This is a genomic window from Okeania sp. SIO3B5 (genome assembly GCF_010692555.1).
Lineage (GTDB): Bacteria > Cyanobacteriota > Cyanobacteriia > Cyanobacteriales > Microcoleaceae > Okeania.
Map to the genome: position 1 here is coordinate 1 of NZ_JAAHHG010000529.1, position 6,875 is coordinate 6,875.

At 37.0% G+C, this 6,875-nt stretch carries 6 protein-coding genes; 1 reads left to right on the forward strand and 5 read right to left on the reverse strand.

Going from position 1 to position 6,875, the window contains the following annotated elements:
• Positions 1-332: 332 nt before the first annotated feature.
• The 3 genes from F6K54_RS37440 to F6K54_RS37450 form a co-directional block, all read right to left on the reverse strand.
• A complete protein-coding gene (locus F6K54_RS37440; protein WP_293089071.1) occupies positions 333-1,106 on the reverse strand; it encodes a hypothetical protein in 774 nt (257 codons plus the stop codon).
• Positions 1,107-1,246: 140 nt separating this feature from the next.
• Positions 1,247-2,314, reverse strand: coding sequence for an RNA-guided endonuclease TnpB family protein (locus tag F6K54_RS37445; RefSeq protein ID WP_293089072.1), 1,068 nt, complete (start codon positions 2,312-2,314; stop codon positions 1,247-1,249).
• A gap of 165 nt (positions 2,315-2,479) precedes the next feature.
• Entirely contained in the window at positions 2,480-2,815 is a 336-nt protein-coding gene (locus tag F6K54_RS37450; RefSeq protein WP_293089073.1) for a hypothetical protein, read from the reverse strand.
• A gap of 22 nt (positions 2,816-2,837) precedes the next feature.
• On the opposite strand from F6K54_RS37450, the gene cofH reads away from it, so the two are divergent.
• Positions 2,838-4,046 (forward strand): 7,8-didemethyl-8-hydroxy-5-deazariboflavin synthase subunit CofH, encoded by a 1,209-nt coding sequence (gene cofH / locus F6K54_RS37455; RefSeq protein WP_293089074.1) that lies wholly within the window; start codon positions 2,838-2,840, stop codon positions 4,044-4,046.
• A gap of 107 nt (positions 4,047-4,153) precedes the next feature.
• On the opposite strand, the gene F6K54_RS37460 is transcribed toward cofH, so the two are convergent.
• Entirely contained in the window at positions 4,154-5,281 is a 1,128-nt protein-coding gene (locus F6K54_RS37460) for a hypothetical protein (protein ID WP_293089075.1), read from the reverse strand.
• Positions 5,282-5,658: 377 nt separating this feature from the next.
• The gene (locus F6K54_RS37465; protein ID WP_293089076.1) at positions 5,659-6,153 is read right to left on the reverse strand and encodes a hypothetical protein; all 495 of its coding nucleotides are present in this window, start codon (positions 6,151-6,153) and stop codon (positions 5,659-5,661) included.
• Positions 6,154-6,875 lie beyond the last annotated feature (722 nt).

A 6,875-nucleotide genomic window follows, 5' to 3' on the forward strand; every position in this document is an offset into this window, starting at 1 on the left:
AGGAAGAAGGAAGAGGGAAGAAGGAAGAAGTCACAAGGCACAAGGCAGAAGGGAAAATTGCTTATGGATAAGTCTTCGACACGCCACTTTGTGTCTTACAGCGGTTTTCATTTAGGCAGACCATAGTAGGGACGTTCCATAGAACGTCATTACAAGGTTTTGCTTGTGAAGATGTGGTTCATCAATTTGAAAAGCGCTCTATAACTCCAAACAATTTTAAGCACCGTTTAGACGCAGGGAATTAAACTAGCAAAAGAAAAGAGAAAGTAAATAAAACAGGAGTTAGGATACAAAATGAATTAGTGGTGGATTGATAGAGTAATAATCCATATCTATCCACCCGATAAATTGCAATGATAAAGCTGATATTTATAACCATCTATTAATGGAAATGCACCTTTGTCAACCTGACAGTTTTCTACTGCTATATTAAAATCACTTGCAAAATTTACTAACCATAAATCAAAAGGATATTCCAGTCTATTGATAATTTTCTGAAGTGAATTTACTTGATTTTTACTATCAACTCCTTGATGTAGCAAAATAAATTTTACTGGAGCAAAACTCATACTCCGATCAACTCGAAAATTTTCCTGACAAATACTCTCTTTTCTGCATTGATGTTGCAATTTTTTCTGAAAAACTTTTCTCATACTCCAGGCTATTCCCATAAATTCTCCAGTTTCAACATGAGTATAATGAGTTGTGGCAATAACTATCGGTTTGTCAGATTTTTTTTCTATGATAGAAACTAATAAATCCGGTCGATAATATTTTTGATAGCCTAAATTTGAAACAACAGTTAATCCACTTAAGAAAGCCATTAACCAAATTAAAATCACCGCTTTTTTGCCAGTAGTTTTGCAAATAGAGACATTCAAAAATTTACTTTGAACAAACTGCCGATTAAAATTTTGGGCGAGAATTGCTGCTACTAAAATAATTACTGCTGGAAAATAAACAAAACTGTAACGCGCACCTCTAGTTAGGTCAATACCGAAAATATAAGTAAAACCAAAAAATAATATAGAAACAACACCAAAAATAACACTCAAAGACCGCGCACCCCATAGAGAAACTAACTCCGTTCTACTAAACTTACCCAAACTTACCCATGCACGATAACCTCCGGTTAAGCGTAAGCTATCGCATGAGCTTTGGAGCTAGCTTCCTGCTTCACTGAAGACCACTGACCGCAGTCTGCAACTTATCTTCTCCACAGGCTTCAATTCGCTTGGAACTCAAGCTACTGATACACATAGTTTTTCAAGTTAACGGCAGCATTAAAGTCTCTGTCAGCCTGAAAACCGCATTCACTACATTCATAAGTTCTCAAGTGCAATGGCATTTTCTGTTGATGCCCACAGTTTGAACATATTTGAGAACTTGGATAAAATCTATCCGCTATTACTAATTTACTGCCGTACCATTCACATTTGTATGTAAGCTGACGTTTAAACTCATAAAAACCACAGTCTGCTATGGCACTTGCTAGTTTATGATTTTTGAGCATTCCACTTACATTCAAGTCTTCTATAACTATGGTGCTGTGGTTTTTAGCTAACCATGTTGTGAGTTTATGTAGTGCATCTGCTCTGATATCGGCTACTTTTTTGTAGGCTTTTGCTAGTTTTTTTACTGCTTTGCGTCTGTTTTTGGAGCCAATAACTTTTTTGCTGACTGCACGTTGGTGACGAACTAATCGTTTTTTGGCTTGACTGTAGGCTTTGACGTTAGCAAATTTACTGCCATCAGAACAGGTTGCTAATGTATTTATGCCTATATCTACACCAATAGTTTCTCCAACTTTTTCTGTTGAATCTGGTTCAAAATTGTACTTAAAACTGATGTACCAACTATCTGCTTTTTTTGAGATGGTGACGTTTTTTACTGGTACTGAAGGTAAGATTTCATAAGTTTTTACTATTCCTATTCTTGGTAGTTGTATGTAGTTTCCTTGAATAATCTTAATACTTCCTTCTAAGTAAAAGCTGTCTTTTCTACCTTTTTTCTTAAAGACTGGAAATCCACGGCTCGGAATAGTTAGAAAGTTTTTAAATGCTCTCTCTAAATCTCTTAATGCTTGCTGGGGGGCACATTTAGATACCTCATAATACCAAGGATTAATTGATTTGACTTCGGCTACTAAACGCTTATGCAGGGTAATTGCACTTGGGCGTTTTTTAGTTTCTTCGTACTCTTTTATGCAAGTTGCTAATCCCCAATTATAAGCATGACGAGCAACACCTGCGTGTTTGGCCAGTATGGTTTTTTGGTAATTGTTAACTTTTAATTTGGTCTTAATTGATTGCATTTGAACACGCACACCATGAAAAAAGTCTTTGACAATTTAGTATATAAATTAATCTATGATAGCAAATAATCAGGATATTTTCAAGATTTATTAATATTTGTCTAATGCGTGTCCAATTATTCGACTTCAGTAGTTAGCCCCTTCTACAAAAAAAAGCTGCATCCACTAATGAGTCAAGATAAAATAGACAGGTGGATGGTTACTATAAGTTAATAAATTATCAACTACATGATTAATATCAGTATTGACATTAAACTGTAGGGGTTGGAGTAAAATATCAGGAGCGATCGCTTGATCTAGCGGTACATCCTGGAAACTATTACCCAAACTAAAAACCAAAGTAGAAAATTCATCCGCCCAAGGTGGTTTACCATCTAAATTAGTCAGACGTAAACAAGTAGCGATCGCTATCCAAACTAGCAAAAGTAACCATTGACTGTGTAAACTCCTGCGCCAAAAGTTGACTATTTTCTGATGAATATTTCGATTAAACTTTCTCACTCTTACTTTTAACCTAATAAATATGACCGCTTTCAACTTGACAAACCAAAACCTAGAGACAATTTTAAATCGCGCTTTAGAAGGTTATGACCTATCTACAGCAGAAACACTATTATTGTTATCCCCAACCTCTCAAGCAAATTTCGGAAAACTTCCTTTAACTCAACTTCCCACAGAAATAACCACTATCCAGAAAACCGCAGATAAACTCCGACAACAACAAGTAGGAGATACTGTTACTTACGTTATCAACCGGAATATAAATTTCACCAATATCTGCGAACAACATTGTAGTTTTTGTGCTTTTCGCCGAGATGAGGGGGATGCGGGTGCTTTTTGGTTAGATATTGGTCAAATTCTGGAAAAAGCTAATGATGCAGTACAACGAGGAGCAACAGAAATTTGTATGCAGGGAGGATTAAATCTTCAAGCTAAAGTTGCAGGTAAATCTTTACCTTATTATTTGCAAATAGTAAAAGGTATTAAAGATGAGTTTCCTCAATTACATTTACACGCTTTTTCTCCCCAGGAGGTACAGTTTATTGCCAGAGAGGATGGCGTGAGTTATGAATATGTAATTGCTGCTTTGCGGGATGAGGGGGTGGGATCGATGCCAGGTACTGCTGCGGAAGTTTTGGATGATGCAGTGAGAAAGATTATTTGCCCAGAAAAAATTGATACGGCGACTTGGTTAGAAATAGTCAGCACAGCACATCGTTTAGGAATGCCAACCACAAGTACAATGTTGTGCGGTCATATTGAAACCCCTCAACAACAAATTTTACATTTGGAGAGATTACGATCGCTCCAACAAACTGCCATTGAAAAAAATTATCCGGCGAGAATAACAGAATTTATTTTATTACCCTTTGTCGGGCAAGAAGCACCTGCACCTTTGCGTCGGAGAGTGGGACATGACCAACCTATTTTGCTGAATGTTTTGTTATTAACCGCAGTATCGAGAATATTTTTAGGAAATTGGATAATTAATCATCAACCAAGTTGGGTAAAAATTGGTTTGGATGGAGCAAAAGAAGCATTGAAATGGGGTTGTAATGATATTGGTGGTACATTAATGGAGGAACATATTACGACAATGGCAGGTGCTGTTGGGGGTACTTGTATGGAAGTCAAAAGTTTGCAAGAAGCTATTAGGAGTTTGGGGAGAAATTGTCAGCAGAGGGACACACTTTATCAAAAAAAAAAGTTAAAAGACATCTCGAGTAAATAAATCAACCTTTGATGAAATCTTTGTAGGGACCTTCCATAGAACATCCCTACAGTCTTTATGGAAGATATCTAAAAATAGGATTCTACTGTAAAAATTCAGACAGCAAGTCAACAACTTTGTCCTACAACTATTGTTTCTACATCTGGAAGTTGATCGGAATAAGAATAGAAATTATTCTCTTGTTCTACCTCATTGTTCTCTCGCACATGACGTGAAAGTAGGGAAAATTCTTCTGCTTCTAACCCATCCAGATCAAGAATATTCTCTTTTTCTACATTCTCTTGTTCTACCTCATTGTTCTCTTGCACATCAAGTGAAAGTAGGGAAAATTCTTCTGCTTCTAACCCATCCAGATCAAGAATATTCTCTTTTTCTACATTCTCTTGTTCTACCTCATTGTTCTCTTGCACATCAAGTGAAAGTGGGGGAAATGCTTCTGCTTCTAACTCATCCAGATCAAGAATATTCTCTTTTTCTACCTCATTCACATCAAGTGAAAGTGGAGGAACTGCAACTGGCATAATATTCTCTTGTTCTACCTCATTATTTTTTTGCTGTTCAGGTACATCTTGGTCTTTAATTGGTTTGAACTCTTTCTCCTTGTTTTCTTCGTTATCCTGAATTTTTATTGGTTCAGTTTCCTTATAGTTGTGAATTTCTGAACGATAAAAGTTATTCTCTAGATTTCCAATGTCTATTTTATTAGCTACCATTGCCCCTTCTTCTGCCTTGATTTCCTCTGCAAGTTTTTGATAATTCTCTACGTTTTTTTGAACTACCATTGCCCCTTTTTCTACCTTGATTTTCTCTGCAAGTTTTTGATGATTCTCTACTTTTTTTGAATTTCGGGATTTTAAGGCTTTTATTATTTCTTCTAGAAATTCAAAAGATGAATTTCGGGATTTTAAGGCTTTTGTTATTTCTTCTAGAAATTCATCAATATTTAGTCGCGGGTCAGCCTTTGCTGCTTTGACTAATTTCTTCATTCTCCGCTCCACAACATCATTAGCTTTTGCTGCCTTCTCCACCTCTAAAACTGCTTGACCATAATCTAAAGGTTGCTCTGCACTTTTTTCAATAGCCGTCACAGTATCAGGAGACTCTTGTTTAAGAGATTTCAGAAACTTCGCACTTTTATCCCAAACTGCCTCCCCAACCTTTTCCCCAGTTTTTTCTAAAGCTTTTGTACAAACGACAGTACATACTGCCATTGCGGCCATAGTCAAAGGGTCCATAGTGTCTAACCTCTTAAAATTGGATTCAGATTAAGTTAACTTTAGATTATAGCATTTCTAAGAAACCCTTTTTTATCCGGAAGCTATACCAATTTAAAAAAATGTTGTCATACTTGTATATAGATTTGTTGGGTTGCGCTATCGCTTAACCCAACCTACAACTACAACTTGTATAGAAGTCGAAAGTTTGCAAGAAGCTATTAGGAGTTTGGGAAGGAGCGATCGAATGTAGGGATCTTCTATGGAACGTCCCTACTAATTTGTCAGATAGACGATTTCCCACAAACAGCACAAATCCTGCTGAAGTTATTGTCAGTTTAGCTGCTCTGAGCGAATAAATATTTTTTTGTGACGATCAGACTGCCTTTGCAACCAGACTAGATGTAAATTTGTTTGCTGGGTTGCCTTGCAGTGGCTGGATTGGATTTAGTATCTATGAATTGCACAGAATGAAAAGTATTAATCCACAGATGAGCGCCACAACCTGCTGGTTTATAAGGTCGATAGACGATTTGGCAAGGACCTGAAATATATAACTCATAACCATAATAGTTATCATTGCCGTGCTTGAGTGACACTACAGGTTCCAATTCTGTTGGAGGCTTAGTTTTATTACTTTTAATTTTGTTTTGATTGACATGAATCATTTTTGGTGTAGTAGATTCTTGCTTGCGCCACATACCTTTCGGACCCCGCCGAGCCGGAATTATTACCGGCATTCCACTTTCAGAAACTGGTATTTCCCAAAATCTACCTTTTTTCTCGGCTCCTTTGACTCTTCCTTGAGCTAATAAAACTAATAAACGTTGACGAGACATACCTAATAAAAAAGATGCTTCTCTCAGGGCCAACGCATCTAAATTTTTTGACAAATGACCAAGAAGATAATTTCAAATGAAGACTATGGGATGGCGTTTGCGTAGTATTCCGTAGGAAAGCGGACTGGAAGTCTATCGCTTTTACAACACTGCACTGCCGTGGCACTCTTGTTGTATTTCTGTCATACTGTCATCTCCCCCGATTTTTTTCACTCTCCTAGACTTAGGTAGCAGAGGCTTAAGTATCTCCCCCATACGAATCACTCAGGTCCCTTGGGTATGGTTGACGTTTAGGGTTAGCGATCGCAGGTAGACGACTCATTGGTTACAATATGGATAAAATATACTTAACAGTAACACCTAATTTGACTGGGATAAACTTTCTTTAGATTCTCTTTATGAATCAGCTATAATTATAACCTTGGACAGAAAAGATACCAAATGGGTTCTATCAGGGTGCAAAAAGCTATCTGACAGCCCAACAAAGGGATGAAGTTTTTAAGTGGCTTCACAAGCAAGAATATTGGGATTTATCTGAACTTGAATGTATTCGCTCAGTAAATTGGGGTAAGAAGAGAAAAAAGTACAGCTAGTGTTGTAGAATATGACTTATGAGGCAAAAACTATCATCAGAGAAATTAGTGGGCACATTACCGAAAAATTGGGTTTAAAGCCTCCCCCTTTTAGGGGGACTTTATGTTATGCTTAAAAGAGCGGAAAGGTATTCAACCGCTCTAAAAACCTATAGCTACCGTTCCTTGTAGCGTTTGCACCTT

What these genes read in the sequence shown, in the direction of transcription:
- cofH (WP_293089074.1), top strand. Translation starts at nt 2,838, where the DNA reads ATGACCGCTTTCAACTTGACAAACCAAAACCTAGAGACAATTTTAAAT.
- F6K54_RS37460 (WP_293089075.1), bottom strand. Translation starts at nt 5,281, where the DNA reads ATGGACCCTTTGACTATGGCCGCAATGGCAGTATGTACTGTCGTTTGT.
- F6K54_RS37445 (WP_293089072.1), bottom strand. Translation starts at nt 2,314, where the DNA reads ATGCAATCAATTAAGACCAAATTAAAAGTTAACAATTACCAAAAAACC.